The following is a 24,624-nucleotide window of genomic DNA, read 5'->3' as shown; positions in this document are numbered from 1 at the left end:
CATGGATGGTCCGGCGGGGCCGCCGGATGGGATGGACGGCCGGCGGTGGAACGGCGGCGGCGCGGGTGATCGTCCCCTGATCACCCGCGCCGCCGTAGGGGCCCGGTGCTGTACGTGGTGCCGCCGGGTCAGTGCACTTCCTGGTCCGACTCCCGTCCCTCGACGGCCGACCGGCCGCCGTTGCCCGCATGCCCGTTGGAGGACCCGTGCCCGTTGGAGGAGCCGTGCCCGTTGGACGCGGCGTGCCCGTTGGACGAGGGCAGCGCGTCCGGCGCGTGGCCGAGGTGCTCCACGGCGTGCTGCATCTCCTGCGGCGTCGGGTGCGGGATCTGGTCGCTGTGCAGCCAGCGGCTGACCCGGTGACGCAGCATCTGCTTGCGGGCGTTCGGGTTCGGCACGCCGTCGTCGTCCTGCACCGCGGGGGCCGGAAGGACCGCGGGGATGTCCCGGGACAGCAGGGTGTACTCCTGCTGGCGGTCGAGGCGTGCGTGGACCTCCACGAACTCACCGTGCGGCAGCCGCTTGATCCGTCCGGTCTCGCGGCCGTGCAGGAGCTTGTCGCGGTCCCGCAGCTGAAGCCCCAGGCAGATCCGCTTGGTGACGATGTACGTCACCACCGGGACGACGAAGACTCCGACCCGTACGGCATAGGTGATCGAGTTCAGGGACAGATGGAAGCGCTCGGCCAGGATGTCGTTGGCGCCGCCGAAGAACAGCACCAGGTAGAACGAGACGAACGCGATGGCGAACGCGGTCCGCGTGGGACGCTCGCGAGGCCGGTCGAGAAGATGGTGCTCGCGTTTGTCGCCGGTGACCCAGGCTTCCAGGAACGGCCACAGGGCGACCACGGCCATCATGATGGTGGGCAGGATGACCGCCGGCAGCAGGACACCCATGTTGACGGTGTAGCCGCCGGGCAGGACGAACTCCCAGGCGGGCATGGCACGCAGGGCACCCTCCAGGAAGCCCATGTACCAGTCTGGCTGGGAGCCCTGGGAGATCTGGTCGGAGCGATAGGGGCCGTAGGTCCACACCGGGTTGATCTGAGCGATGCCCGCCATCACCGAGAGCACGCCGAAGACGAGGAAGAAGAACCCGCCGGCCTTGGCCGTGTAGACCGGCATCAACGGATGGCCCACGACGTTGTTCTCGGTGCGCCCCGGTCCCCGGAACTGGGTGTGCTTGTGCACGACGACCAGGATCAGGTGGACGGTGACCAGGGCCAGGATGATTCCCGGGATCAGCAGGATGTGGATGCTGTAGAACCGTGGAATGACATCGGTGCCCGGATACTCGCCTCCGAACAGGAACAGCGTCAGATAGGTGCCGACCACCGGGATGGCGAGCGTGACGCCCTCGGCGATGCGCAGGCCGGTGCCGGAGAGCAGGTCGTCGGGGAGTGAGTACCCGATGAAGCCCTCCAGGGTGACCACGACCAGAAGCACGAAGCCGATCAGCCAGTTGACCTCACGCGGCCTGCGGAACGATCCGGTGAGGAAGTGCCGCAGCATGTGGATGCAGAGCGTGGCGATCATGACCAGCGCCGACCAGTGGTGCAGCTGCCGGATGAACAGACCGCCGCGCACATCGAAGCTGATGCGCAGGGTGGACTCGTAGGCCCGGGACATCGGGATGCCCTGGAGCGGCACGTGCGACCCGTGGTAGGCGGTCTCCGACATGCTCGGGTCGAAGAACATCGTGAGCCAGATACCGGTCAGGATCAGGATGATGAAGCTGTAGAGGGCGATCTCACCGAACATGAACGTCCAGTGGTCGGGAAAGGCCTTTCGGATCAGAAACCGAAGGTTGTAGATCCCGAGTCGCCCGTCCACCCAGTCGGCTACGCGCTCGCCCTTGGGCGGTTCGGTGCGCGCACTGTTCGGCGCCCTTTCGGTCGTGCTCATACCCGCGCGCCCTCCCCTCGCCGCTCGGCCGTCACAGGCAAGGTGGCCTGCCGCGGCGCAAGCCGGCCGGTGCCCTGGAGCGGTTGAAACGCTATCCACGCGTCAGCGGACGGAACAACCGCGCTCAAGCGATACTCAAGTCTGAACTCAAGCGTTTCTTGAGTGAGTTGTGGGACGTCGTAGGACAAGTGGGCTTCGCTGGCGGTCAGTTGATCCACTCCTGTCATGACCTCGAGCGTATGTCCGGGCGATTTCGGCCGCGACGGCGTATTACGCGCCACTCGGCCGAAAAGCGGCGCGGACCTGGGATCCGGCGGGCTCATGAGCGTCGCCGGTCGCCGGCCGGTTGCGCGGCCGGCCAGTGGGCCGAGGAGCCGGTGGGCCTGGGCCGGGCCGAGGAGCCGGTGGAGACGCCGATGGCGGGCGCCGTCGGTGCGACGGGGCGGCGCCTTCGGGCTTCGGGGCCGTGGGTGACGCTGGGCGGTGTCATGGGGGCCGGATCGTGCCGGGTGCCGAGGGCGGCCCGCAGGGCGCGCGAGCGCAGCGCGGCGGGCGCGGCAAGACCCTGGTGCAGGTGGAGCAGGAGGGCGGCCGCGTGCGGGTCGGCGGTCGCGGCGGCCGCGAGCCGGGACGCGTAGCGCCTGCCGAGCCGGGCCCTCAGCCCGGCCGGCGGGGCCGGGGTGCGCGCGCTCGACTGCCAGGCGGGGGCGATCTGGTGGGCGAGGGCCCGGCGCAGCCGGTGGCTGACGCCGACCGCGGTGCCGTGGGCGGTGAGCAGGTGGTCCAGCACCAGGGCGCACTCCACCGCGAGGGTCATCCCGTGGCCGTGGGCCGGGTCGAGGGCGGCCAGCGCGTCGCCGACGACGAGGAACTGGTCGGGCCAGCGGCGCAACTTCTCGTAGTGGCGCAGGCGGTTCTCGGTGCGGCCGCAGGTGTAGACGGGGCCGAGCGGGGTGGCCGTCTCGATGAGGTCGCGCAGCATCGGATGGCGCAGGGCCGCGGCGGCGCTCAGCAGTTCCGCGTGGTCGGCGGGTGGCGGGGTGCCGTCGCCGGTGGCGATCGTCACCGACCAGCGGCCGCCCTCGACGGGGTTGAGCACGGCCTGGCGCGGATCGCCGGGCGAGGGCATGAGGAACAGGCTCTTGAAGTCGGCGACATGGCCGACGGGCGGCGCGTACAGGGTGGTGGCGTACGACGTCCCGGAGTCGGCCACGGATTCCGCGGGCGCCGCGTAGCCGAGTTCGGCGAGCCATTCGGGGGCCTGGGAGCCGCGTCCGGAGGCGTCCACCACGAAGTCGGCGCCGATGAGGCGCTCGGGGTTCCAGCCGTCGCACTCCTTGCGGTTGCGGCCGCGTGCCCAGACGCCGGTGACGGTGTCGTGGGGGCCGGGCTCCAGGGCGACGACCTCGTGTTCCTGGAGGAAGGTCACCTTGGGGTCGGCGTGCAGCCGTTCCCGTATCACCGCGTCGAGGAGGTCGCGGCCGGCGCTGAGCATCGACAGGTCCGTCGGGACGCGGGGCAGCCAGCCGGCCGGGCCGAGCAGCAGCATGTCCTCGGGGATGCGGACGTGGACCGCTCCGGCGCGCACGAGGTCCTGGCGGATGCCGGGGAACAGTTGCTCCAGGCCCCGCTGGGCGGCGGTCATGAGGCTGTGGGTGTGCCGTGCCTGCGGAACGCCGCGGCGGCGGCCGGGGCCGCGGGGCAGCCAGTCGCGCTCGATCACGGTCACCCGGTCCATGAGGCCGGTCAGTGCTCGAGCCGCGGTCAGTCCCGCGAGGCTGGAGCCGATCACCACGGCGTGCCCATGGCCGCCGTCCCTCTCCACAACACGTGCGTCCAGACTCAACTCGGCCGCCTCCCCAGTGCGTTGTGCTTGCATCATGCGCCGCATGACGGCCTGCGGGACCTGCCTCGACACCGCCTCGAGCGGCCTTCGAGGCAGACGCGAGGAGGACTTGAGCGAGGCGTGGGGCGGGCGGGGCGCGAACGCGCGCCGGACCAGGGAGGTTGGACAGAAGCAGGCCACACGCGGCCGGGGCGGCCGGACCTGCCGGTCGGTCCGTGGGGCGCGGCCGGTGCGTACGGCTGTCCTACGACGCCGTACGCACCGGCCCTGCCGTCAGGGCGCCGGGGCCCGCCCGAGCCCCGGCGCGGTCAGTGCCCGGTCCACCAGGGGACCGGCGATGCCCGTGTATCCGGCGGGGTCGAGGAGGGCGGTCGCTTCCTCCCGGCTCAGGACGCCCGCCAGCTGCGGAAGGTCGGCCAGTACCTCGGCGAGGGGCAGGCCGGCGCGGGAGGCGAGCAGGGAGGCCTGCGTGAGCAGTTCCTTGGCGGCCGTCTTGCCGATGCGGGGCGCCAGGACGGCCGAGACCCGCTCGGAGACGAGCTGGCCGCCGGTCGCCTGGAGGTTGGCGCGCATCCGGTCCGGGCGGACGGTGAGGCCCCGGGCGAGTTCGACGGCGGTGTGCGCGGCGCCCCCGGTGAGCCGCAGCGCCTCCCGCAGCGGCTGCCACTCCGCGTGCCACATCCCGGCCGACCGCTCGTCCTCGGTGGGCAGGCACTGCATCAACACGGTTGCCAGCGCGGGGACTTGGAGCGCCGCGGAGCGGATCAGGGTCGCCAGCACGGGGTTGCGCTTGTGCGGCATCGCCGAGGAGGCGCCCCGCCCGGCGACCGCGGGTTCGGCCACCTCCCCGACCTCGGTACGGGTCAGCACCAGCACATCCGCGGCGATCTTGCCGAGCGCTCCGGTGGTGTGGGCGAGCGCGGCCCCCAGGTCGGCGACGGGGGTGCGCAGCGCGTGCCAGGGCAGCACGGGTACGGCCAGCCCCGTCTCGTCGGCGAACGCGGCGCCGAGTTCGTCGAGTACGGCCGCGGGGTCCGCGCCCTCACCGGCGTACTGCAGATACCCGGCCAGGGTCCCGGCCGCGCCGCCGAGCGCCACCGGGAGCCCGCCGTCGGCGAGACGTTCCAGGCGCTCGACGGAGTCGAGGACCAGTGCGCGCCAGCCCGCCGCCTTCAGCCCGAACGTCGTGGGCACGGCGTGCAGAGCGAGGGTGCGGCCCGCCATCGCCGTGTCCCGGTGCGTGGCCGCGAGACCGGCCAGCGCCTCCGCGACCTCGCGCAGATCGGCGACGATCAGCCGCAGCGCCCTTTGGGCCACCAGCATCGCGCCGGTGTCGAAGACGTCCTGGCTGGTCGAGCCGCGGTGCACGTACTCGGCGGCCTCCGGACAGCGTTCGGCGACCACCGCGGTCAACGCCTTGACCAGGCCCACGACCGGGTTCGCGGTCTCCCGCGCGGCCAGCGCCAGTTCGCGTACGTCGAGCAGTTCCGCGCGGGCGGCCGCGGTGATGGCCGCGGCCGCCTGTGCGGGGACCGTGCCGCAGCGGGTCTGGGCGCGGGCCAGGCCCGCTTCCGCGTCGAGCATCGCCTGGAGCCAGGCGCTGTCGCCGACGGCCGCCTCGACGGGGGTGCCCGCCCGCACCGGTGAGAGCAGCCCGGCGTCCAGATGCGCGGACAGGGTTCCGGTCCGCGGGGACGTGTGCATGACGGTCATGCGCTCGCCCCCGCCCTCACGGTGAGCGGCTCCGCCACGGGACGGGCCAGTTCGGGCAGGGCGAGGACCGCCGCCGCGATGGCGTCGGAGTCCTCCAGGGTGACCGAGCCGACGCCGGGCCGGATACCGGCGGCGGTCACCCAGTGCACGGATTCAGTGGGCACGCCGTAGGCGAAGCGCCGCGGGTGCAGTACTCCCCTGGCGTCGATGACGTGGTAGGGCCGCTCGGACACGGCGAGGCCGCCGGTCTCGTAGTCCGCGGCGCCCGTGCCCTCCCCGTCGGGGATGCGGTAGGGGTGGCACTGCCCGGTGCGCAGCAGCTGGTTCATCAGCGGGTCCGCGGTGCGCCTGAGGTCGATCTCGGGCAGGCGGGCCTCGATGAGGACCGTGGCCCGCACCCGCACGTCCGGTATCTCGCTCGACGTGCCGCTGAAGCTGGGGCCGAGCGGGTCGTCCGGGTCGGGGGCGACGCGCATGCCGGGGCCGGTCACGTCGAGGACGCCGGCGTCCAGGAGTGCGGCCATCTCCTCTATACGGGAGGCCGGCGGGCCGATGGACAGATAGGCGTTGAGGGGTGTGTACCAGCCGTCGAGGTCGTCGCGGTGGGACGCGGCGGTCAGGCCGGCGTGGTCGACGGCGAGCCGCAGTTCGTTGCGCAGGTCCCGCAGGACGTCGAGGGCGGCCTTGACCGGTCCGCTGACGTTGCCCTGGCGGGCCAGGCGGACGTCGTCGTCGAGGTGGCCGCGCAGCCAGTGGCGGAAGGCGGCCTGGTCGGTGAAGACGCGGTCGCCGTAGGGGCGGGCGACACGCTTCCAGTCCCAGCGCTCGGCGGCGTCGATACCGGTCGCGTCGAGGAGCACGTCCTCCTCCGCGCCTGGTTCGGCCTCCAGATAGGCCTCGACGAACTCCTCCACGACGTCGGGCAGTTCACCGCACGACTCGAGTAGCGCGGCGTAGTAGACGCTGCACACCTCCTTGGAGATGAGCGGCCACAGGTCGGCGGCGAAGTCGATGGCGCCGTGGTGGGGAGTGCGGGCACGCAGCGCCGCGATGTACCCGGTGGTCAGCAGCCGGGGGTAGTAGCGGCCGTGGGCGCCCTTCTCGTTCTCGCCGCGCGCCTGGTAGGGCACGCCGCGCCGGGAGCCGGCGTACAGGCGCGGTTCGCGGCCCGAGGGCCGGTAGACGAGGCGGCCGTCGACGCGGGTGAAGACGCCGCCCCGGCCGTGGGTGAACAGGGCCAGGTAGTCGAAGAAGTTGAGCCCGAGTCCGCGCAGCAGCACGGTTTCGCCGGGCCGGATGCCCGACAGGTCCACGTCGGCCGGGTTGGCCGGGGCCAGATAGGTCAGACCGCTGCTCTCGGCGTATTCGGTCAGCTTGCGTTCGGTGTCGGAGAGTTGGGCCGGTACATGGCCCTGTGCGAGGACGACCGCGGACAGGCCGGTCAGCCGGGTGCCGTCCTCGAGGACGATGGTCTGCTCCCCTGTCGAACCGCCCGGGGTGTCGTCGTCGTGAAGGGCGACGGCCCGTACGGGGTGGGTGCGCACCGTCACGTGTGCGGCGGCGCCCGCCACGACCCGCTGGAACGCCCATGTCAGATAGCAGCCGTACAGGGCGCGGGTGGGGTAGGAGTCGGGGCCCAGGCGGCGGGCCTCGGCGAGGACTCCGTCGTCGTAGCCGGCCTGCGGGGCGGCCTCGAGGGTGTGCGAGACCAGTGCCTTGGCCCACTCGTACAGGCTCGGTCCCTCGTCCAGCGGGCCGTCGATGCGGACACTGGCGTCGGTGTAGACCGTGACCTGCGAGGACACGGTGTTCATCAGCAGATGCCGGGACTGCGTGGGGCGCCACACCCGTCCCGAGCCGGGCGGGTCCGGGTCGACGACGTGCACGGTGACGGTGTCCCAGCGGGGCGACTTCCTCTCCTGTGCACAGAGCCGTTCCAGTACGGAAAGGCCCCGCGGGCCTGCGCCGACGAGGCAGACCTCCAAGTGCGCCGCCGCGTCACCGCTGGCGGACCGGGCGGATTCCCGGGCGTCCGGACAGCCGAATGGCATCGGATCGTCCAGGGCATACTGTGCGGCCGCCGTCACCGGCGGCCCTGCGGTGAGTGCGACGCTTACTGCGCGTTCGCCTCCATGCGTACCGTCCACAGTGCCTCCTTCCTCCGCCACCGTCGGGGCAGGCGCTCAATCACCGCTCGGCCCCGGATGGAAATCCGCTTGAGGAATGGCGGGGGCAATGACCCGGCTTCGCTGGACCGCCGCCGAACGGGACGTGGCACGTCACCTCCGGCGAGCCGCGAACGAGGCTGTATCGGGACTCCAGCACCGCTCGCTACGTTCGAGAAAAAGGCTTCACAGGATCGATCCGGTCATTCGGACAGCACGGTCGCGGAGGGCGAGCCGCCTCATGAAGGAGATTCGTTGATGGTTCACCCGTGCCCCAGAAATCACACCCATGAGAGCCGTGCCGTCCCCGGATTCGTCCTTTGCGCCCCCTGTATCCGTCAGGTGGAACGCAATCTGCGTACACTCCCCGCCCTGCACCAGGAGTGCCTGCACCACGTTTCTCCGACCCACCGGCGGACCAACCCCACCCGGGTTTCGGGAAGCCGTAACCGGGACCACCTGAACATCTCGGTGCTCGACGCCAGGTACAACCTCCTCGCCACTCTCGAGTCGTGGTCGGAAATCGTGGTGGAGCAGCTCGGCGTCACCGCGCCGGCCCGTTCCGTTCCGCAGCTGGCCCGGTTTCTGACGCGGCATCTGCCGTGGCTCGCGGCGCAGCCGCCGGCCGCCGACTTCGCAGGTGAGGTGGAGGGTCTGGTCGCCGAACTGCGCAGCACGATCGACCCCGACCCGCATGCGCGGCAGACGCTGATCCGGCAGTGCGTCGTGGACGACTGCGGCGGCACGATCAGCGCTTCGCCGAGGAACACCGGCGCATCGGGAAGCCGCAGCATCGCATGCTCGGCGGGGCATTCCTGGGAAATGCACGAATGGCTGACTCTGCGGCAGCTCATGGAGCGGCAGCGAAAGGGTGTCCCGGCATGACGAAACCGCCAAGCCACCGGCTTGTTCCCACGAATGTGGCCGCACTCGCCGTGGGGGTGTCCGAAGCGACGATCCGCAAGTGGGTCAGCCGCGGGAAGATCACCCGCTATGGCGCGCCGAACTGCCGCTCGGAGTTCGACATCGAGGAACTCACTCAGATCGCCGAACGGCGCGGAACCGCGCCCCGGTGATGTTCGGGAATTCCCCCGCATCACGTTCTGCCGCGCAAGAACAGCCAACCGCCCGTCTCGAAGACTTTCGTGAAACGACAAGGGGAGTGAGTGCGTTGACGCTACCGACCTCAGTGGAGGGGGTTTCGGAAAACCGTCGGGCTCGCTCGGTCGGCATCGGTCGCGCCCACGCCAAGGCGATCCTGCTGGGCGAGCACGCGGTCGTGTACGGAACTCCGGCACTCGCGCTGCCGATTCCACAGCTGACGGCCACGGCGAGCGCCGGATGGTCCTCCCACTCCTCCGACGCCCAGGGCGGCCTGTCCTTCACCATGACCGGTTCCGCCTCGCGGGCCGTGGTGACCCTGGCCTCCGACGGTCTGCAGCGGCTGGCCGCGGCGTTCAAGGAGCGCATGGGCGTGCCGGGCAGGCCGCATCTCGACGTGATCCTCGATGGTGCCATCCCGCCCGGCCGCGGGCTCGGCTCCAGTGCCGCGAACTCGCGGGCGATCGTTCTCGCCCTGGCCGATCTCTTCGGCCACGAGCTGTCCGACACCACGGCGTTCGACCTGGTGCAGACGGCCGAGAACATGGCGCACGGCCGGGCCAGCGGCGTCGACGCCATGACCGTCGGCGCGGCGGCCCCGCTGCTGTTCCAGGCGGGCCGGGCCGAGGAACTGGCCATCGGCTGCGACGGCTTGTTCATCGTCGCCGACAGCGGCACCGCGGGCAGCACCAAGGAAGCGGTGGAGTTGCTGCGCGACGGGTTCCGGAGGGAAGCGGGAGCCGAGGAGAGGTTCCTTACGCGCGCCACGGAGCTTGTCGAGGAGGCCCGGCGGGCCCTCGCCGACGGCTCGCCGGCAGAGCTCGGCTCACGGCTGACGGACTATCACGAGCTGCTGCGCGCGGCCGCCCTGAGCACCGACCGGATCGACGCCATGGTCGCGGCCGCGCTCGGCGCGGGCAGTCTCGGCGCGAAGATCACCGGGGGTGGTCTGGGCGGCTGTGTCCTCGCCCTCACCCAGCCCGAGCTGGCCAGCGAGGTCGCCCGGCGGCTGCACGACGCGGGCGCCGTCCAGACGTGGGTCGTTCCGCTGAGGAGGCTCGCCCCTCATGCGCTCTGAACAGCTCGCGCGACCGCGGCCGGCGGGTCAGGCGACGGACGCCACCGCCGTCGCCCACCCGAACATCGCGCTGATCAAGTACTGGGGCAAGAGCGACGAGCGGCTGTTCCTGCCCCGCACCGACAGCCTGTCCATGACCCTGGACATCTTCCCGACGACGACCCGGGTCCGGCTCGCCCCCGGGGCGGACCAGGACACGGTCGTCTTCAACGGGGAGCCCGCGACCGGTGAGGCCGCACGCCGTATCGCCGCCTTCCTGGACCTCGTACGGGAGCGGGCGGGCAGCGTCGAGCGGGCCGTCGTGGACACCGAGAACACCGTCCCCACCGGGGCGGGTCTCGCCTCCTCCGCCAGCGGCTTCGCCGCCCTCGCCGTCGCCGCGGCGGCCGCCTACGGGCTCGACGGTGACCCGCGTGCCCTGTCGCGGCTGGCCCGGCGCGGCTCCGGCTCGGCCTCCCGGTCGATCTTCGGGGACTTCGCGGTCTGGCACGCCGGCACCGACGACCTCAGCTCGTACGCCGAGCCCGTCGACGCCGCCGCGGGCCTGGACCCGGCGCTCGTCGTCGCCGTCGTCAACGCGGGCCCCAAGGAGGTGTCCAGCCGTACGGCCATGCGCCGCACCGTCGACACCTCACCCCTGTTCGAGCCGTGGGCCGTCTCCAGCAAGGACGACCTCGTCGACATGCGGGCGGCACTGAGCCGCGGCGACCTGGACGCGGTCGGTGAGATCGCGGAGCGCAACGCGCTCGGCATGCACGCCACCATGCTCGCGGCGCGCCCCGCCGTGCGGTACATGTCGCCGGCGTCCCTCACCGTCCTCGACGCCGTGCTCCAGCTGCGCCGGGACGGCATCCCGGCCTACGTCACCATGGACGCCGGGCCGAACGTCAAGGTGCTGTGCCGGCGTACGGACACGGACCGGGTGGCCACGGCCGTGCGCGGCGCCGCTCCCGACAGCGCGGTGCACATCGCCGGGCCCGGCAAGGGTGCCCGGCTGCTCACCGGGGACGAGCGATGACCTCCCGGCGCACGGTCGTGCGGCGCGCGCCGGGCAAGCTGTACATCGCGGGCGAGTACGCGGTGGTGGACCCCGGCAACACCGCGATCCTGGTGGCCGTCGACCGGTACGTCACCGTCACCGTGTCCGACACGGACGGCACCGACCGCACGGACGGCACCGACGTCGTCATCTCCTCCGACCTCTGGCCGCGCCCCGTGCACCGGCACTGGCAGGACGGCCGGCTGACCGGGGACGACGGCGAAGCCGCCCACGTCGTCACCGCGATCGAGACCGTGGCCGACCTGCTCACCGAACGCGGCCTGCCCGTCCCCCCGTTGAGCGTGTCGATCACCAGCACCCTGCACGACCACGGCAGGAAATACGGCCTGGGCTCCAGCGGCGCGGTGACCGTGGCGACGATCGCCGCCGTCGCCTCGTACTGCGGACTGGACCTCTCCCCCGACGCCCGGTTCCGTCTCGCCCTGCTCGCGACGGCCCGCATCGACCCCAAGGGCTCCGGCGGCGACCTCGCCGCCGGCACCTGGGGCGGCTGGATCGCCTACCGGGCACCCGACCGTGCCTTCGTGCTCGACCTGGCCCGCACCCACGGCGTCGAGGCAGCACTGCGCACCCCCTGGCCGGGCTTCGAGGTGCGTCAACTGCCGCCGCCCGACGGCCTGTCCCTCGAGGTCGGCTGGACCGGGAACCCCGCCTCCACCACCTCCCTCGTGGCCGGCCTGCACCGACGGACCTGGCGGGGCACCCCCTCGCACCAGAAGTTCGTGGAGAGCACCGCCGACTTCGTGGACGCCGCGATCGGCGCCCTCGAATCCGGCGACGGCGACGGCCTGCTGCACCAGATCCGGCGCGCCCGCCAGGAGCTGGCCCGCCTGGACGACGAGGTCGGCCTCGGCATCTTCACCCCCGAACTGACGGCCCTGTGCGACGCGGCCGAAGCCGTCGGCGGCGCGGCCAAACCCTCCGGGGCGGGGGGCGGCGATTGCGGCATCGCCCTGCTGGCCGCCGACGCCCCGCACGACATCGCACACGTACACGGGCGGTGGACCGCGGCCGGGGTGCTGCCCCTGCCCGTTCGTCCCGCCCCGGAAGGGAACCAAGCATGAGTAGCGCTCAGCGCAAGGACGACCACGTCCGGCTCGCCATGGAGCAGCAGCACGCGCACAGCGGACGCAACCAGTTCGACGAGGTGTCCTTCGTCCACCACGCGCTGGCCGGCATCGACCGCCCGGACGTGTCCCTGGCCACCACGTTCGCCGGCCTCACCTGGCAGGCGCCGCTCTACATCAACGCGATGACCGGCGGCAGCGCCAAGACCGGCGTCATCAACCGGGATCTGGCCATCGCGGCCCGCGAGACCGGGGTGGCCATCGCCTCGGGCTCCATGCACGCCTACTTCAAGGACCCGTCCTGCGCGGCCACCTTCCGGGTGCTGCGCGAGGAGAACCCGGACGGGTTCGTCCTGGCGAACGTCAACGCGACGGCGTCCGTCGACAACGCGCGGCGCGCCATCGACCTGATCGAGGCCAACGCCCTGCAGATCCACCTCAACACGGCGCAGGAGACGCCCATGCCGGAGGGCGACCGCTCCTTCGGATCGTGGGCGGCGCAGATCGAGCGGATCGCGGCCGCCGTCGACGTCCCCGTGATCGTCAAGGAGGTCGGCAACGGGCTGAGCCGCGAGACGATCCTCGCCCTGCCGAACCTGGGCGTACGGGTCGCCGACGTCAGCGGCCGCGGCGGCACGGACTTCGCCCGCATCGAGAACGGCCGGCGCGAACTCGCCGACTACGCCTACCTGCACGACTGGGGACAGTCCACGGTCGCCTGCCTGCTGGACGCGCAGGACGTCGACATCCCCGTGCTGGCCTCCGGCGGGGTCCGCACCCCGCTCGACGTGGCCCGCGCCCTCGCCCTCGGCGCCCGCGCCGTCGGCTCCTCCGGCGGGTTCCTGCGCACCCTCCTCGACGGCGACGTCTTCGCGCTGGTCGCGAAGATCTCCGCCTGGCTCGACCAGCTGGCGGCCCTGCAGACCATGCTCGGCGCCCGCACCCCCGCCGACCTGACCCGCTGCGACCTGCTGATCCACGGCGAACTCCGGTCCTTCTGCACCGACCGGGGCATCGACACGCGGCGGCTCGCCCAGCGCTCCAGCTCCATCGACGCCCTTACCGAGATGACGGGAAGCACACGATGACCGAAGCACACGCGATCGCCGGGGTCCCCATGAGGTGGGTGGGCCCCCTCCGCATTTCGGGGAACGTCGCCAACACCGAGACCCACGTCCCGCTCGCCACCTACGAGTCCCCGCTGTGGCCCTCCGTCGGCCGCGGCGCGAAGGTCTCCCGGCTGGCCGAGAAGGGCATCGTCGCCACCCTCGTCGACGAGCGGATGACACGCTCGGTACTCGTCGAGGCGACCGACGCGCTGACCGCGCTCACCGCAGCGCGGACCATCGAGGCGCGCATCGACGAGCTGCGCGAAGTGGTGCGCGGCTGCAGCCGGTTCGCCCAGCTGATCGGCATCCGGCACGAGATCAACGCCAACCTGCTGTTCATCCGGTTCGAGTTCTCCACCGGCGACGCCTCCGGCCACAACATGGCGACCCTCGCCTCCGACGCGCTCCTCGCGCACCTGCTGGAGACCGTCCCGGGCATCTCCTACGGGTCGATCTCCGGCAACTACTGCTCGGACAAGAAGGCCACCGCCATCAACGGCATCCTCGGCCGCGGCAAGAACGTCGTCACCGAGCTGCTCGTACCGCGCGACGTCGTCGCCGACGTGCTGCACACGACGGCCGCGAAGATCGTCGAGCTGAACATCCGCAAGAACCTGCTCGGCACCCTCCTCGCCGGCGGCATCCGCTCGGCCAACGCCCACTACGCGAACATGCTGCTCGCGTTCTATCTGGCGACCGGCCAGGACGCGGCCAACATCATCGAGGGCTCGCAGGGCGTCGTCATGGCCGAGGACCGCGACGGCGACCTCTACTTCGCCTGCACCCTGCCCAACCTGATCGTGGGCACGGTCGGCAACGGCAAGGGCCTCGGCTTCGTCGAGACGAACCTGACCCGGCTCGGCTGCCGGGCCGACGGCGCGCCCGGCGAGAACGCCCGCCGGCTCGCCGTCCTCGCCGCGGCCACCGTGCTGTGCGGTGAGCTCTCGCTGCTCGCGGCGCAGACGAACCCCGGCGAACTCATGCGCGCGCACATCCAGCTGGAACGCGACAACAAGACCGCAAAGGTTGGTGTATGAGGCATGTCCATATCCATCGGAATCCATGATCTGTCGTTCGCGACGAGCGAGTTCGTCCTGCCGCACACGGCCCTCGCGGACTACAACGGCACCGAGATCGGCAAGTACCACGTGGGCATCGGCCAGGAGTCGATGAGCGTGCCGGCCGCCGACGAGGACATCGTGACCATGGCCGCGGCGGCGGCCGCGCCGATCATCGCCCGGCACGGCAAGGACCGTATCCGCACGGTGGTGTTCGCCACCGAGTCCTCGATCGACCAGGCGAAGTCGGCCGGTATCTACGTCCATTCGCTGATCGGACTGCCCTCGGCGACCCGTGTCGTCGAGCTGAAGCAGGCCTGCTACGGGGCGACGGCGGCCCTGCAGTTCGCCATCGGCCTAGTGCAGCGCGACCCCGCCCAGCAGGTCCTGGTGATCGCGAGCGACGTCTCCAAGTACGAGCTGGACAGCCCGGGTGAGGCGACCCAGGGCGCGTCGGCGGTGGCCATGCTGGTCAGCGTGGACCCCGCCCTGGTGCGGATCGAGGACCCGTCCGGTCTGTTCACCGCCGACGTCATGGACTTCTGGCGGCCGAACTACCTCTCCACCGCGCTCGTCGACGGACAGGAGTCCATCGGCGCGTACCTCCAGGCCGTGGAGGGCACCTGGAAGGACTACTCGGAGCAGGGCGGCCGCGCGCTCGAGGAGTTCGCCGCGTTCTGCTACCACCAGCCGTTCACGAAGATGGCGTACAAGGCCCACCGTCACCTGCTGAACTACTGCGGCTACGACACCGACAAGGACGTCATCGCGGGCGCCCTCGGCCAGACCACGGCGTACAACACCGTGATCGGCAACAGCTACACGGCGTCGGTGTACCTGGGTCTGGCCGCGCTCCTGGACCAGGCGGACGACCTGACCGGCCGGCCGCTCGCCTTCCTCAGCTACGGCTCCGGCTCCGTCGCCGAGTTCTTCGCCGGGACCGTGGTCGCCGGCTACCAGGACCATCTGCGCACGGACGCGAACCTCGAGGCGATCTCCCGGCGCAAGACGGTCGACTACGCCGGCTACCGCGAACTGCACGAGTGGACGTTCCCGACCGACGGCGGCGACCACGCCACCCCGGAGCAGACCACCGGACCGTTCCGGCTGGCCGGGATCAGCGGCCACAAGCGGATCTACCAGGCGCGCTGAAGCGTCTCGCGGGCATGTGGGCGGCCATCGTGCGCCGCCCGCCCGTCGGCCCGTTCGTACAGCCATTCACCGACCACTTGAGGGGAGGGCAGCCGCATGACAGAGGCAACGTTCCCGGGCCCCGGCAGCCCTATGAAGGACATCAGGATCCTCGGCACGGGTGCTTATGTGCCGGAGCGGATCGTCTCCAACGACGAGGTCGGCGCGCCGGCCGGCGTCGACGACGCCTGGATCACCCGTAAGACCGCGATCCGGGAACGGCGCTGGGCCGCCCCCGGCCAGGCCACGTCCGACCTGGCGACGGCCGCGGCGCGTGCCGCGATGAAGTCGGCCGGCATCACCGCCGAGCAGCTGTCCATGATCGTGGTCGCCACGTCCACGCCGGACCGTCCGCAGCCGCCGACGGCGGCCTATGTGCAGCGCAACCTCGGTGCCGCCAGCACCGCGGCGTTCGACGTCAACGCGGTGTGTTCCGGCACCGTGTTCGCGCTCTCCGCGGTCGGCAGCGTGGTCCTGCGGCGCGGCGGTTACGCGCTGGTGATCGGCGCGGACACGTACTCGCGGATCCTGGACCCGGCCGACCGCAGGACGGTCGTCCTGTTCGGCGACGGCGCCGGCGCCATGGTCCTCGGTCCGACCACGCAGGGCCCGGTCGTACGGCATGTCGCCCTGCATACCTTCGGCGCCCTCTCGGACCTGATCCAGGTGCCCGCGGGCGGCAGCAGGCAGCCCCTGGACCACGCCGGCCTGGACGCCGGGCTGCAGTACTTCGCGATGGACGGGCGGGAGGTACGCCGGTTCGTCGTGGAGCAACTGCCGCAGCTGGTCAAGGGGTTCCTCCACGAGGCCGGTGTCGAGGCCGCGGACATCAGCCACTTCATCCCGCACCAGGCCAACGGCGCCATGCTCGACGACGTCTTCGCGGACCTGGCCCTCCCCCGCGCCACCATGCACCGCACGGTCACGCACTACGGCAACACGGGCGCCGCCTCCATCCCGATCACCCTCGACAAGGCCGTCCGCGAGGGCGCCTTCCGCCCCGGCGAGCTGGTCCTGCTGGCCGGGTTCGGCGGGGGCATGGCCGCGAGTTTCGCCCTGGTCGAGTGGGGGTGAGGGGTCCCCGCGGACTCCGCCCCGATCCGACGCACGGTTCCTGATCCCCGTAGAACCCCCTGCCCGAAGCCCTGTCGAAAGGTTGCATCCATGGCGCTCGTACTCGACGCCGCCGCCCAGGACCTCCTCTTCCGTGAGGCCCGCACGGCCAACACCTTCACCGACGAGCCGGTGACCGACGAGCAGATCGAGGCGATCTACGACCTCGTCAAGTACGGTCCCACCTCCACCAACCAGAGCCCGCTGCGCATCACCCTGGTCCGCTCCCCCGAGGCCCGTGAGCGCCTGGTGCAGCGCATGGCCGAACCCAACCGCGCGAAGACCGCCGGCGCCCCGCTGGTCGCGATCCTCTCCACGGACAACGAGTTCCACGAGGAGCTGCCCAGGCTGGTCCCGCACTTCCCCCAGGTCAAGGATCTCCTCTACGCGGAGCGTCCGACCCGGGAGGCGTCCGCCGTCCTCAACGGCGCCCTGCAGGCCGCGTACTTCATCATCGGCATCCGTGCCGCCGGCCTCGCCGCGGGCCCGATGAGCGGCTTCGACGCCGCCGGCGTCCAGAAGGAGTTCCTGGACGACGACCACACCCCGCTGATGATCGTCAACATCGGCAGGCCGGGCCCCGACGCCTGGTTCCCGCGCGCCCCGCGTCTGGACGTCGACGAGGTCATCACCACCGTCTGAGTCCGGCCACGGCGAAAAGGGCCGGGCGCGGCGAGCATCTGCTCGCCGCGCCCGGCCCTTTTCGGCCGTACGGCACCCGGGGCCGTCAGCCGCGGTCGCGGGCGCTGTGTTCGTATGCGGGCCACACGTCGCGCACGAGTTGTAGTTCCTGCGGGGTCAGTGGTATGTCCTCACGCAGCCGCTCGGGGTGCGCCGGCGGCGGCCCGCCGACCCCCGGTGGCAGCACCAGGAACCTGCCCTGCGCGTAGCGCACCAGGCGGTTCTGGGAGCGTGTGGCGGTGCGGGGAGGGTCCATGGCCTGCAACGCCTCGGGGCCCACGTAGACGGCTCCGTAGGACGCCAGGCCCCGCCACAGAGGCCGCAGGCAGCGGTTGACCATCACCCGTAGAACACCACGCAGCATCCGAATCATGACTGCACCTCCACGCCTCCACTCGTCGTTTCCTAAAGAGATTCGCAAGGTTCACTCGTGGACCGGTGGAGAGAACTTGGTGCGCGCTTGTGCGGTTTCCGGCCACGGAACCCGTACGGCGGCACCCCCGTACGGGCACGACGAAGAGGCGCGCTGCGGTGTGCAGCGCGCCTCGTGGGTGGGGCGGATGGAAACGTCGGAGGTGGCTCAGTCGATGCCGCGTACGACGTGGGGTTCCCAGCTGTCGTCCTCGTCGATGCCGGCGAGCCGGAGCGGCGGGGCGAGGGCCGGGACGTCGTGGGACTGTCTGCTGTCCTCCTCCAAGATGTCGTACACCTGGTCCTCCTTGCCGGGTCGGCTCAGTAGCGGTAGTGGTCCGGCTTGTACGGGCCGTCGACGTCGACGCCGATGTAGGAGGCCTGCTCCGGGCGCAGCGTCGTCAGCTTCACGCCGAGCGCGTCGAGGTGGAGGCGGGCGACCTTCTCGTCGAGGTGCTTGGGCAGCGTGTAGACGCCGATCGGGTACTCCGACTGCTTGGTGAACAGCTCGATCTGGGCCAGCGTCTGGTCCGCGAACGAGTTGGACATCACGAACGACGGGTGACCGGTCGCGTTGCCCAGGTTCAGCAGGCGCCCCTCGGACAGGACGATGATCGTCTTGCCGTCGGGGAAGGTCCAGGTGTGGACCTGCGGCTTGACCTCGTCCTTGACGATGCCCGGCACACTCGCGAGGCCGGCCATGTCGATCTCGTTGTCGAAGTGGCCGATGTTCCCGACGATGGCCTGGTGCTTCATCCTGGCCATGTCGGCGGCCATGATGATGTCCTTGTTGCCGGTCGTGGTGATGAAGATGTCGGCGGTCTCGACGACCTCGTCCAGGGTCGTCACCTGGTAGCCGTCCATCGCCGCCTGGAGGGCGCAGATCGGGTCGACCTCGGTGACGATGACCCGGGCGCCCTGACCGCGCAGGGACTCCGCACTGCCCTTGCCGACGTCGCCGTAGCCGAACACGACCGCGGTCTTGCCGCCGATGAGGACGTCGGTGGCGCGGTTGATGCCGTCGATGAGGGAGTGGCGGCAGCCGTACTTGTTGTCGAACTTCGACTTGGTGACGGCGTCGTTCACGTTGATCGCCGGGAACAGCAGAACCCCGTCGCGCTGCATCTCGTACAGACGGTGCACACCGGTCGTGGTCTCCTCCGACACCCCGCGGATCTCCGAGGCGATCCGCGTCCAGTCCAGCGGGCTCTTCTCCAACAGGGCCCGCACCACGGCCAGTTCCTCGTTCTCGGCGACCGGCAGCTCACCCGTCTTGCGGTACTCGACGCCCTTGTGGACGAGGAGGGTGGCGTCACCGCCGTCGTCGAGGATCATGTTCGGGCCGGCGTGCCCGGGCCAGGTGAGGGCCTGCTCGGTGCACCACCAGTACTCCTCCAGCGTCTCGCCCTTCCAGGCGAACACCGGGATACCGGCGGCGGCGATGGCGGCGGCCGCGTGGTCCTGGGTGGAGAAGATGTTGCAGGACACCCAGCGGACCTCGGCGCCCAGGGCGACCAGCGTCTCGATGAGGACGGCGGTCTGCACCGTCATGTGGAGCGAGCCGGTGATCCGGGCACCGGCGAGCGGCTGCGCCTCGGCGTACTCCTTGCGGATCGCCATCAGGCCGGGCATCTCGTGCTCGGCGAGGGTGATCTCCTTGCGGCCGAACTCGGCGAGGGAGAGGTCGGCGACCTTGAAGTCCGTGAAGTCAGCGCTGGGCTGCGAGGGCATGCTGGGCACTCCTTGAGTTCAGTACGTCGCGGTGGATTTCGAGCGTCGCCGTCGAGCGGTTCAGCGTGATGTAGTGCAGCCCCGGGGCGCCTTCGGCGAGGAGCCGGTCGGCCATGGCGGTGGCGTACTCGACGCCGATGCGGTGGCCGTCCGCGGGGTTGTCGCGTACCGCGTCCAGGCGGTGCGCCAGGTCCTCGGGGAAGGCGGCTCCGCTGAGTTCGGCGAAGCGGGTGATCTGGCGTACGTCGGTGGCCGGCATGATCTCCGGGATGATCGGGGTGTCGCAGCCCGCGGCGGCCACCCGGTCGCGCAGCCGCAGATAGTCCTCGACGTGGAAGAACATCTGGGTGATGGCGTAGTCGGCGCCCGCCCTGCACTTGGCGACGAAGTGCCGGATCTCGCTGTCCCAGTCCGCCGAGCGCGGATGCCGCTCCGGGAAGGCGGCCACACCGACGCTGAACTCCCCCGACTCCTTGACCAGACGCACCAGTTCGTCGGCGTGGGTGAAGCCGTCGGGGTGCGGGATCCAGGGGGCGTTCGGGTCGCCGGGCGGGTCGCCGCGCAGGACGAGGACGTCCCGGACGCCGGCGTCGGCGTACTGGCCGATGATGTGCCGCAGCTCGGCCACCGAGTGGCCGACCGCGGTGAGGTGGGCGACGGGTCGCAGGGTCGTGTCGGTCGCGATCCGTTTGGTCACCTCGACGGTGCGGTCGCGGGAGGAGCCGCCGGCCCCGTAGGTGACCGAGACGAAGCTCGGCGCGAGCGGCTCGATCCGGCGGATCGCCTCCCACAGGGTCCGTTCCCCCTTGGCCGTCTTCGGCGGGAAGAACTCGAAGGAGAACGACGGGGTCCCTCCGTCGAGGATGTCGCGCAGGGTGGTCATTCCCGGCCTCCGGCGTTGAAGTAGCTGGCCTCGGGGTGGTGCAGGACGATCGCGTCCGTGGACTGCTCGGGGTGCAGCTGGAACTCCTCGGACAGATGGACGCCGATGCGTTCGGGCTGGAGAAGGTCGGCGATCTTCGCGCGGTCCTCCAGGTCGGGGCAGGCCGGGTAGCCAAGGGAGTAGCGGCAGCCCTGGTACTCGGTGCGGAACATGCCGTCCAGTGAGCCCGGGTCGCCCGCGGCGATACCGAGCTCGTCGCGCACGCGGGCGTGCCAGTACTCGGCGAGTGCCTCGGCCAACTGGACGGACAGGCCGTGCAGTTCGAGGTAGTCGCGGTAGGCGTTGGCCTCGAACAGCTTGGCTGTCTCCTCGCCGATGCGGGAGCCGACGGTGACGACCTGGAGGCCGACGACGTCCGTCTCCCCCGACTCCTCGGGGCGGAAGAAGTCGGCGAGGCACAGTCCGCGGCCGCGGCGCTGGCGCGGGAAGGAGAAGCGGGTCAGTTCGGACCGGTTCTCGTCGAGCAGGATCAGGTCGTCGCCTTTGGAGACGGCGCGGAAGTAGCCGTGCACGACTGCCGCTTCGAGCAGGTTCTCCGTCTGGAGCCGGTCGAGCCAGCCGCGCAGCCGGGGCCGTCCCTCGGTCTCGACGAGTTCCTCGTACGTGGGCCCGTCGCCCTTGCGGGTCTGCTTGAGGCCCCATTGCCCCTTGAAGAGGGCGCCCTCGTCGAGCCAGGACGCGTACTCCTTGAGCTGGATGCCCTTGACGACGCGGGTCCCCCAGAAGGGGGGCGTGGGCACGGGGTTGTCGACGGCGACATCGGAGCGTCCCCGTTCGGGGCTCTCCGCCACGACGGCGGTCGCGGTCGCGGTGCTCTTGACCCGCCGTTGCTTCAGCTCGGGGAGCTTGGCGCCGGGGACGCCCCGCTTGACGGCGATGAGCGCGTCCATGAGGCGCAGGCCTTCGAAGGCGTCGCGGGCGTAGCGGACCTCGCCCTCGTAGATCTCGTGCAGGTCCTGTTCGACATAGGCACGGGTGAGGGCGGCTCCGCCGAGGATGACCGGGTAGTCGGCGGCCAGGCCGCGCTGGTTGAGCTCCTCCAGGTTCTCCTTCATGATCACCGTGGACTTGACCAGGAGCCCGGACATGCCGATCACGTCGGCCTTGTGCTCCACGGCCGCCTCGAGGATCGCGGAGACCGGCTGCTTGATACCGATGTTGACGACGTTGTAGCCGTTGTTGGACAGGATGATGTCGACGAGGTTCTTGCCGATGTCGTGCACGTCGCCGCGGACGGTGGCCAGCACGATCGTGCCCTTGCCGTCGTCGTCCGTCTTCTCCATGTGCGGTTCGAGATAGGCGACGGCGGTCTTCATGACCTCGGCGGACTGAAGGACGAACGGCAGCTGCATCTGGCCGGAGCCGAACAGCTCGCCGACGACCTTCATGCCCTCCAGGAGGGTGTCGTTGACGATGTCCAGAGCGGGGCGTTCCTGGAGAGCCGCGTCCAGATCCTGGTCGAGCCCGTTCTTCTCGCCGTCGATGATGCGGCGCTTGAGGCGCTCCTCCAGCGGCAGGGCGGCCAGTTCCTCGGCCTTGCCCGCCTTCAGCGACTTCGCGGTGGCGCCCTCGAACAGCGCCATCAGCTTCTGCAGCGGGTCGTAGCCCTCGGCACGCCGGTCGTAGATCAGATCGAGGGCCGTCTGCACCTCTTCCTCACTGAACCGGGCGATCGGCAGGATCTTCGAGGCGTGCACGATCGCCGAGTCCAGACCCGCCTTCGTGCACTCGTCCAGGAAGACGGAGTTGAGCAGAATCCGGGCGGCCGGGTTCAGCCCGAAGGAGATGTTCGACAGGCCCAGCGTGGTCTGCACGTCCGGGTGGCGGCGCTTGAGCTCGCGGATCGCCTCGATGGTGGCGATGCCGTCCTTACGCGACTCCTCCTGCCCCGTGCAGATGGTGAAGGTCAGGGTGTCGATGAGGATGTCCGACTCGTGGATCCCCCAGTTCCCGGTCAGATCGTCGATGAGCCGCTCGGCGATGGCGACCTTGTGCTCGACGGTCCGGGCCTGGCCCTCCTCGTCGATGGTCAGCGCGATCAGCGCGGCACCATGCTCCTGGGCGAGCCGGGTGACTTTCGCGAAGCGGGACTCGGGGCCGTCGCCGTCCTCGTAGTTGACGGAGTTGATAACCGCACGCCCGCCGAGCTTCTCCAGCCCGGCCCGGATGACCGGCACCTCGGTGGAGTCCAGCACGATCGGCAGCGTCGAGGCGGTGGCGAACCGGCCGGCCAGCTCCTCCATGTCGGCGACACCGTCACGCCCGACGTAGTCCACGCACAGGTCCAGCATGTGCGCGCCCTCGCGGATCTGGTCACGCGCCATCTCCACACAGTCGTCCCAGCGGCCCTCCAGCATGGCCTCACGGAACTTCTTCGACCCGTTCGCGTTCGTCCGCTCACCGATCGCCATGTACGACGTGTCCTGCCGGAACGGCACCGTCTGATAGAGCGAAGCCGCACCGGGTTCCGGACGCGGATCCCGTGCCGCCGGGGCCAGTCCGCGCACCCGCTCGACGACCTGGCGCAGGTGCTCCGGCGTCGTACCGCAGCAGCCGCCCACGAGCGAGAGGCCGTACTCGCGGACGAAGTTCTCCTGCGCGTCGGCCAACTCCGGGGCGCCCAACGGGTAGTGGGCGCCGTCCTTGCCCAGCACCGGCAGACCGGCGTTCGGCATACAGGACAGCTGAATGCGCGAGTGGCGGGCCAGATAGCGCAGGTGCTCGCTCATCTCGGCGGGCCCGGTCGCGCAGTTCAGGCCGATCATGTCGATGCCGAGCGGCTCCAGCGCGGTCAGCGCGGCGCCGATCTCCGAACCCAGGAGCATCGTGCCGGTCGTCTCCACCGTCACCGACACGATGAGCGGCAGGTCCAGGCCGAGTGCCTCAAGGCCCCGGCGGGCGCCGAGGACGGCGGCCTTGGTCTGGAGGAGGTCCTGGGTGGTCTCGACGAGCAGGGCGTCGGCGCCGCCCGCGACCAGGCCCTCGGCGTTCTGCTGGAAGGCGTCGCGCAGGGTGGTGTACGGGGCGTGGCCGAGCGTGGGCAGCTTGGTGCCGGGGCCGATCGAGCCGAGGACCCAGCGCTGGCGGCCGTCGCGGGCGGTGTACTCGTCGGCCACCTCACGGGCCACGCGGGCGCCGGCTTCGGAGAGTTCGTGGACGCGTTCGGGGATGTCGTACTCGGCGAGGGCCGCGTGGTTGGCGCCGAAGGTGTTGGTCTCGACGCAGTCGACGCCCGCGTCGAAGTACTCGGCGTGCACCGAGCGCACGATGTCGGGCCGGGTCACATTGAGGATCTCGTTGCAGCCCTCGAGCTGCTGGAAGTCCTCCATCGTGGGGTCCTGGGCCTGGAGCATGGTGCCCATCGCCCCGTCGGCGACCACCACACGGGTGGCGAAGGCCTCGCGGAGCGCGGCGATGCGGGTGCGGTGGTCAGCGGTCATGAGTGTTCTCCGAGGACTGGCGCGAGCGGGGCGGCCGTACCGGGGCCGTAGGCTCGCTCGACGATGCCGGACAGCTGTGCCAGGTCGACCTCGTAGGACTGCGAGCCCACCGCGCCGAGGACCACGGAGGCCAGCGCGCAGCCCAGTCGGGCCGCGGGTTCGAGCGGTACGCCGTGGCTGACGGCGGCGAGGAAACCGGCGCGGAAGGCGTCGCCGACGCCGGTCGGGTCGGCCGTGTCGGTGTCGGGGATGGCGGGGACGTCGAGCGGGGGCTGTCCGGCGCTTTCGATGCGTACCCCCTTCTCGCCCAGGGTGGTGACCCAGGTGCCGACGACCGCGAGGATCTCGGCGCGGCTCCAGCCGGTGCGCTCCTTCAGCAGCGCGGCCTCGTACTCGTTGGTGAACAGCCAGGCGGCGCCGTCCACCAGGTCGCGGACCTGGTCGCCGTCCAGGCGGGCCAGTTGCTGCGAGGGGTCGGCCGCGAAGGGCAGGCCGAGGGTGCGGCAGTCGGCGGTGTGGCGGAGCATCGCCGCCGGGTCGTTGGGCGAGACCAGGACGAGTCCGGGGCGGTCGGGGCCGGTGACGAGGGCACGCAGGTCGATGTCGTGGGCCTCGGTCATGGCGCCCGCGTAGAACGCGGCGATCTGGTTGGCGTCCTCGTCGGTGATGCACATGAAGCGGGCGGTCTGCCGTTCGGCGGAGATGTGCACTCCCCCGGTGTCGACACCGTGCTCCTTCAGCCACACCGCGTACTCGGCGAAGTCCGTGCCGACCGCCCCGACCAGGAGGGGCGACAGGTCGAAGCCGCCGAGCCCGAAGGCGATGTTGGCGGCGACGCCGCCCCGGCGCACCTCGAGACGGTCGACGAGGAAGGAGAGCGAGATGTGGGCCAGCTGCTCGGGAAGCAGCTGGTCCGTGAACCGTCCGGGGAAGACCATCAGATGGTCGGTGGCTATGGATCCTGTCACCGCGATGCGCACGGGAACTCCTTCGGTCGCTTCGGTCGCTGATCG

The 24,624-nt window shown here is 70.9% G+C and carries 20 protein-coding genes; 10 read left to right on the top strand and 10 right to left on the bottom strand.

Features of this window, described 5'->3' with window-relative positions; translation table 11 throughout:
- Positions 1–128: 128 nt before the first annotated feature.
- The 4 genes from ACIOHP_RS37790 to ACIOHP_RS37775 all read right to left on the bottom strand — a co-directional run bounded on the left by ACIOHP_RS37790 (position 129) and on the right by ACIOHP_RS37775 (position 7,514).
- The gene (locus ACIOHP_RS37790; RefSeq protein ID WP_401894518.1) at positions 129–1,904 is read right to left on the bottom strand and encodes a cytochrome bc complex cytochrome b subunit; all 1,776 of its coding nucleotides are present in this window, start codon (positions 1,902–1,904) and stop codon (positions 129–131) included.
- 319 nt (positions 1,905–2,223) lie between these two features.
- Positions 2,224–3,750, bottom strand: a complete 1,527-nt coding sequence (locus tag ACIOHP_RS37785; RefSeq protein ID WP_401894516.1) for an FAD-dependent oxidoreductase — start codon at positions 3,748–3,750, stop codon at positions 2,224–2,226.
- Positions 3,751–4,023: 273 nt separating this feature from the next.
- Positions 4,024–5,454 (bottom strand): 3-carboxy-cis,cis-muconate cycloisomerase, encoded by a 1,431-nt coding sequence (pcaB, locus tag ACIOHP_RS37780; protein ID WP_401894764.1) that lies wholly within the window; start codon positions 5,452–5,454, stop codon positions 4,024–4,026.
- Positions 5,455–5,459: 5 nt separating this feature from the next.
- Positions 5,460–7,514, bottom strand: a complete 2,055-nt coding sequence (locus ACIOHP_RS37775) for an FAD/NAD(P)-binding protein (protein WP_401894515.1) — start codon at positions 7,512–7,514, stop codon at positions 5,460–5,462.
- Between the two features lie 456 nt (positions 7,515–7,970).
- On the opposite strand from ACIOHP_RS37775, the gene ACIOHP_RS37770 reads away from it, so the two are divergent.
- The 10 genes from ACIOHP_RS37770 to ACIOHP_RS37725 all read left to right on the top strand — a co-directional run bounded on the left by ACIOHP_RS37770 (position 7,971) and on the right by ACIOHP_RS37725 (position 17,047).
- On the top strand, positions 7,971–8,513 hold the full coding sequence (locus ACIOHP_RS37770) for a hypothetical protein (protein WP_401894512.1): 543 nt from the start codon (positions 7,971–7,973) through the stop codon (positions 8,511–8,513).
- Positions 8,510–8,704, top strand: a complete 195-nt coding sequence (locus ACIOHP_RS37765) for a hypothetical protein (protein WP_361554817.1) — start codon at positions 8,510–8,512, stop codon at positions 8,702–8,704. The genes ACIOHP_RS37770 and ACIOHP_RS37765 overlap by 4 nt, the downstream gene beginning before the upstream one ends.
- Positions 8,705–8,799: 95 nt before the next feature.
- Complete coding sequence (gene mvk, locus ACIOHP_RS37760) at positions 8,800–9,807, top strand: mevalonate kinase (RefSeq protein WP_361554820.1); 1,008 nt, start codon at positions 8,800–8,802, stop codon at positions 9,805–9,807.
- On the top strand, positions 9,797–10,825 hold the full coding sequence (gene mvaD, locus ACIOHP_RS37755) for a diphosphomevalonate decarboxylase (RefSeq protein ID WP_401894509.1): 1,029 nt from the start codon (positions 9,797–9,799) through the stop codon (positions 10,823–10,825). Before mvk ends, mvaD begins: the two co-directional genes overlap by 11 nt.
- The gene (locus tag ACIOHP_RS37750; protein ID WP_401894507.1) at positions 10,822–11,931 is read left to right on the top strand and encodes a phosphomevalonate kinase; all 1,110 of its coding nucleotides are present in this window, start codon (positions 10,822–10,824) and stop codon (positions 11,929–11,931) included. Before mvaD ends, ACIOHP_RS37750 begins: the two co-directional genes overlap by 4 nt.
- Entirely contained in the window at positions 11,928–13,022 is a 1,095-nt protein-coding gene (gene fni / locus ACIOHP_RS37745) for a type 2 isopentenyl-diphosphate Delta-isomerase (RefSeq protein ID WP_361554829.1), read from the top strand. The genes ACIOHP_RS37750 and fni overlap by 4 nt, the downstream gene beginning before the upstream one ends.
- A complete protein-coding gene (locus tag ACIOHP_RS37740) occupies positions 13,019–14,080 on the top strand; it encodes a hydroxymethylglutaryl-CoA reductase (protein WP_159038250.1) in 1,062 nt (353 codons plus the stop codon). The genes fni and ACIOHP_RS37740 overlap by 4 nt, the downstream gene beginning before the upstream one ends.
- A 3-nt stretch (positions 14,081–14,083) precedes the next feature.
- The gene (locus tag ACIOHP_RS37735) at positions 14,084–15,253 is read left to right on the top strand and encodes a hydroxymethylglutaryl-CoA synthase (RefSeq protein WP_361554832.1); all 1,170 of its coding nucleotides are present in this window, start codon (positions 14,084–14,086) and stop codon (positions 15,251–15,253) included.
- A 96-nt stretch (positions 15,254–15,349) separates the two neighbouring features.
- Positions 15,350–16,366: a 3-oxoacyl-ACP synthase III family protein gene (locus ACIOHP_RS37730; RefSeq protein WP_401894504.1), complete on the top strand. Its 1,017-nt coding sequence runs from the start codon at positions 15,350–15,352 to the stop codon at positions 16,364–16,366.
- A gap of 90 nt (positions 16,367–16,456) precedes the next feature.
- A complete protein-coding gene (locus ACIOHP_RS37725; RefSeq protein WP_401894501.1) occupies positions 16,457–17,047 on the top strand; it encodes a malonic semialdehyde reductase in 591 nt (196 codons plus the stop codon).
- Positions 17,048–17,132: 85 nt separating this feature from the next.
- Here the strand turns inward: ACIOHP_RS37725 and ACIOHP_RS37720 are convergent, their stop codons facing one another.
- The 6 genes from ACIOHP_RS37720 to ACIOHP_RS37695 form a co-directional block, all read right to left on the bottom strand.
- Positions 17,133–17,459 (bottom strand): DUF6059 family protein, encoded by a 327-nt coding sequence (locus ACIOHP_RS37720; protein ID WP_361494802.1) that lies wholly within the window; start codon positions 17,457–17,459, stop codon positions 17,133–17,135.
- A 207-nt stretch (positions 17,460–17,666) separates the two neighbouring features.
- A complete protein-coding gene (locus ACIOHP_RS37715) occupies positions 17,667–17,795 on the bottom strand; it encodes a hypothetical protein (protein ID WP_327722894.1) in 129 nt (42 codons plus the stop codon).
- Between the two features lie 23 nt (positions 17,796–17,818).
- Positions 17,819–19,228, bottom strand: coding sequence for an adenosylhomocysteinase (gene ahcY / locus ACIOHP_RS37710; protein WP_361494806.1), 1,410 nt, complete (start codon positions 19,226–19,228; stop codon positions 17,819–17,821).
- A complete protein-coding gene (gene metF / locus ACIOHP_RS37705) occupies positions 19,206–20,111 on the bottom strand; it encodes a methylenetetrahydrofolate reductase [NAD(P)H] (protein ID WP_401894498.1) in 906 nt (301 codons plus the stop codon). The genes ahcY and metF overlap by 23 nt, the downstream gene beginning before the upstream one ends.
- Complete coding sequence (gene metH, locus ACIOHP_RS37700; RefSeq protein WP_401894496.1) at positions 20,108–23,611, bottom strand: methionine synthase; 3,504 nt, start codon at positions 23,609–23,611, stop codon at positions 20,108–20,110. The genes metF and metH overlap by 4 nt, the downstream gene beginning before the upstream one ends.
- On the bottom strand, positions 23,608–24,591 hold the full coding sequence (locus ACIOHP_RS37695; protein ID WP_361561247.1) for a carbohydrate kinase family protein: 984 nt from the start codon (positions 24,589–24,591) through the stop codon (positions 23,608–23,610). Before ACIOHP_RS37695 ends, metH begins: the two co-directional genes overlap by 4 nt.
- Positions 24,592–24,624: the final 33 nt, after the last annotated feature.

The organism is Streptomyces sp. NPDC087859 (genome assembly GCF_044742595.1).
Classification (GTDB): domain Bacteria; phylum Actinomycetota; class Actinomycetes; order Streptomycetales; family Streptomycetaceae; genus Streptomyces; species Streptomyces canus_F.
The sequence above is the reverse complement of the archived record's forward strand: the minus strand, read 5'-3'. Positions and strand labels throughout refer to the sequence as shown.

Coding starts and splice junctions, on each gene's coding strand:
- ACIOHP_RS37765 (WP_361554817.1), top strand. CDS start 8,510: ATGACGAAACCGCCAAGCCACCGGCTTGTTCCCACGAATGTGGCCGCA.
- ACIOHP_RS37735 (WP_361554832.1), top strand. CDS start 14,084: ATGTCCATATCCATCGGAATCCATGATCTGTCGTTCGCGACGAGCGAG.
- ACIOHP_RS37740 (WP_159038250.1), top strand. CDS start 13,019: ATGACCGAAGCACACGCGATCGCCGGGGTCCCCATGAGGTGGGTGGGC.
- ACIOHP_RS37750 (WP_401894507.1), top strand. CDS start 10,822: ATGACCTCCCGGCGCACGGTCGTGCGGCGCGCGCCGGGCAAGCTGTAC.
- ACIOHP_RS37775 (WP_401894515.1), bottom strand. CDS start 7,514: ATGCCATTCGGCTGTCCGGACGCCCGGGAATCCGCCCGGTCCGCCAGC.
- fni (WP_361554829.1), top strand. CDS start 11,928: ATGAGTAGCGCTCAGCGCAAGGACGACCACGTCCGGCTCGCCATGGAG.
- mvaD (WP_401894509.1), top strand. CDS start 9,797: ATGCGCTCTGAACAGCTCGCGCGACCGCGGCCGGCGGGTCAGGCGACG.
- ACIOHP_RS37790 (WP_401894518.1), bottom strand. CDS start 1,904: ATGAGCACGACCGAAAGGGCGCCGAACAGTGCGCGCACCGAACCGCCC.
- pcaB (WP_401894764.1), bottom strand. CDS start 5,454: ATGCACACGTCCCCGCGGACCGGAACCCTGTCCGCGCATCTGGACGCC.
- ACIOHP_RS37725 (WP_401894501.1), top strand. CDS start 16,457: ATGGCGCTCGTACTCGACGCCGCCGCCCAGGACCTCCTCTTCCGTGAG.
- ahcY (WP_361494806.1), bottom strand. CDS start 19,228: ATGCCCTCGCAGCCCAGCGCTGACTTCACGGACTTCAAGGTCGCCGAC.
- ACIOHP_RS37730 (WP_401894504.1), top strand. CDS start 15,350: ATGACAGAGGCAACGTTCCCGGGCCCCGGCAGCCCTATGAAGGACATC.
- ACIOHP_RS37720 (WP_361494802.1), bottom strand. CDS start 17,459: ATGATTCGGATGCTGCGTGGTGTTCTACGGGTGATGGTCAACCGCTGC.
- metF (WP_401894498.1), bottom strand. CDS start 20,111: ATGACCACCCTGCGCGACATCCTCGACGGAGGGACCCCGTCGTTCTCC.
- metH (WP_401894496.1), bottom strand. CDS start 23,611: ATGACCGCTGACCACCGCACCCGCATCGCCGCGCTCCGCGAGGCCTTC.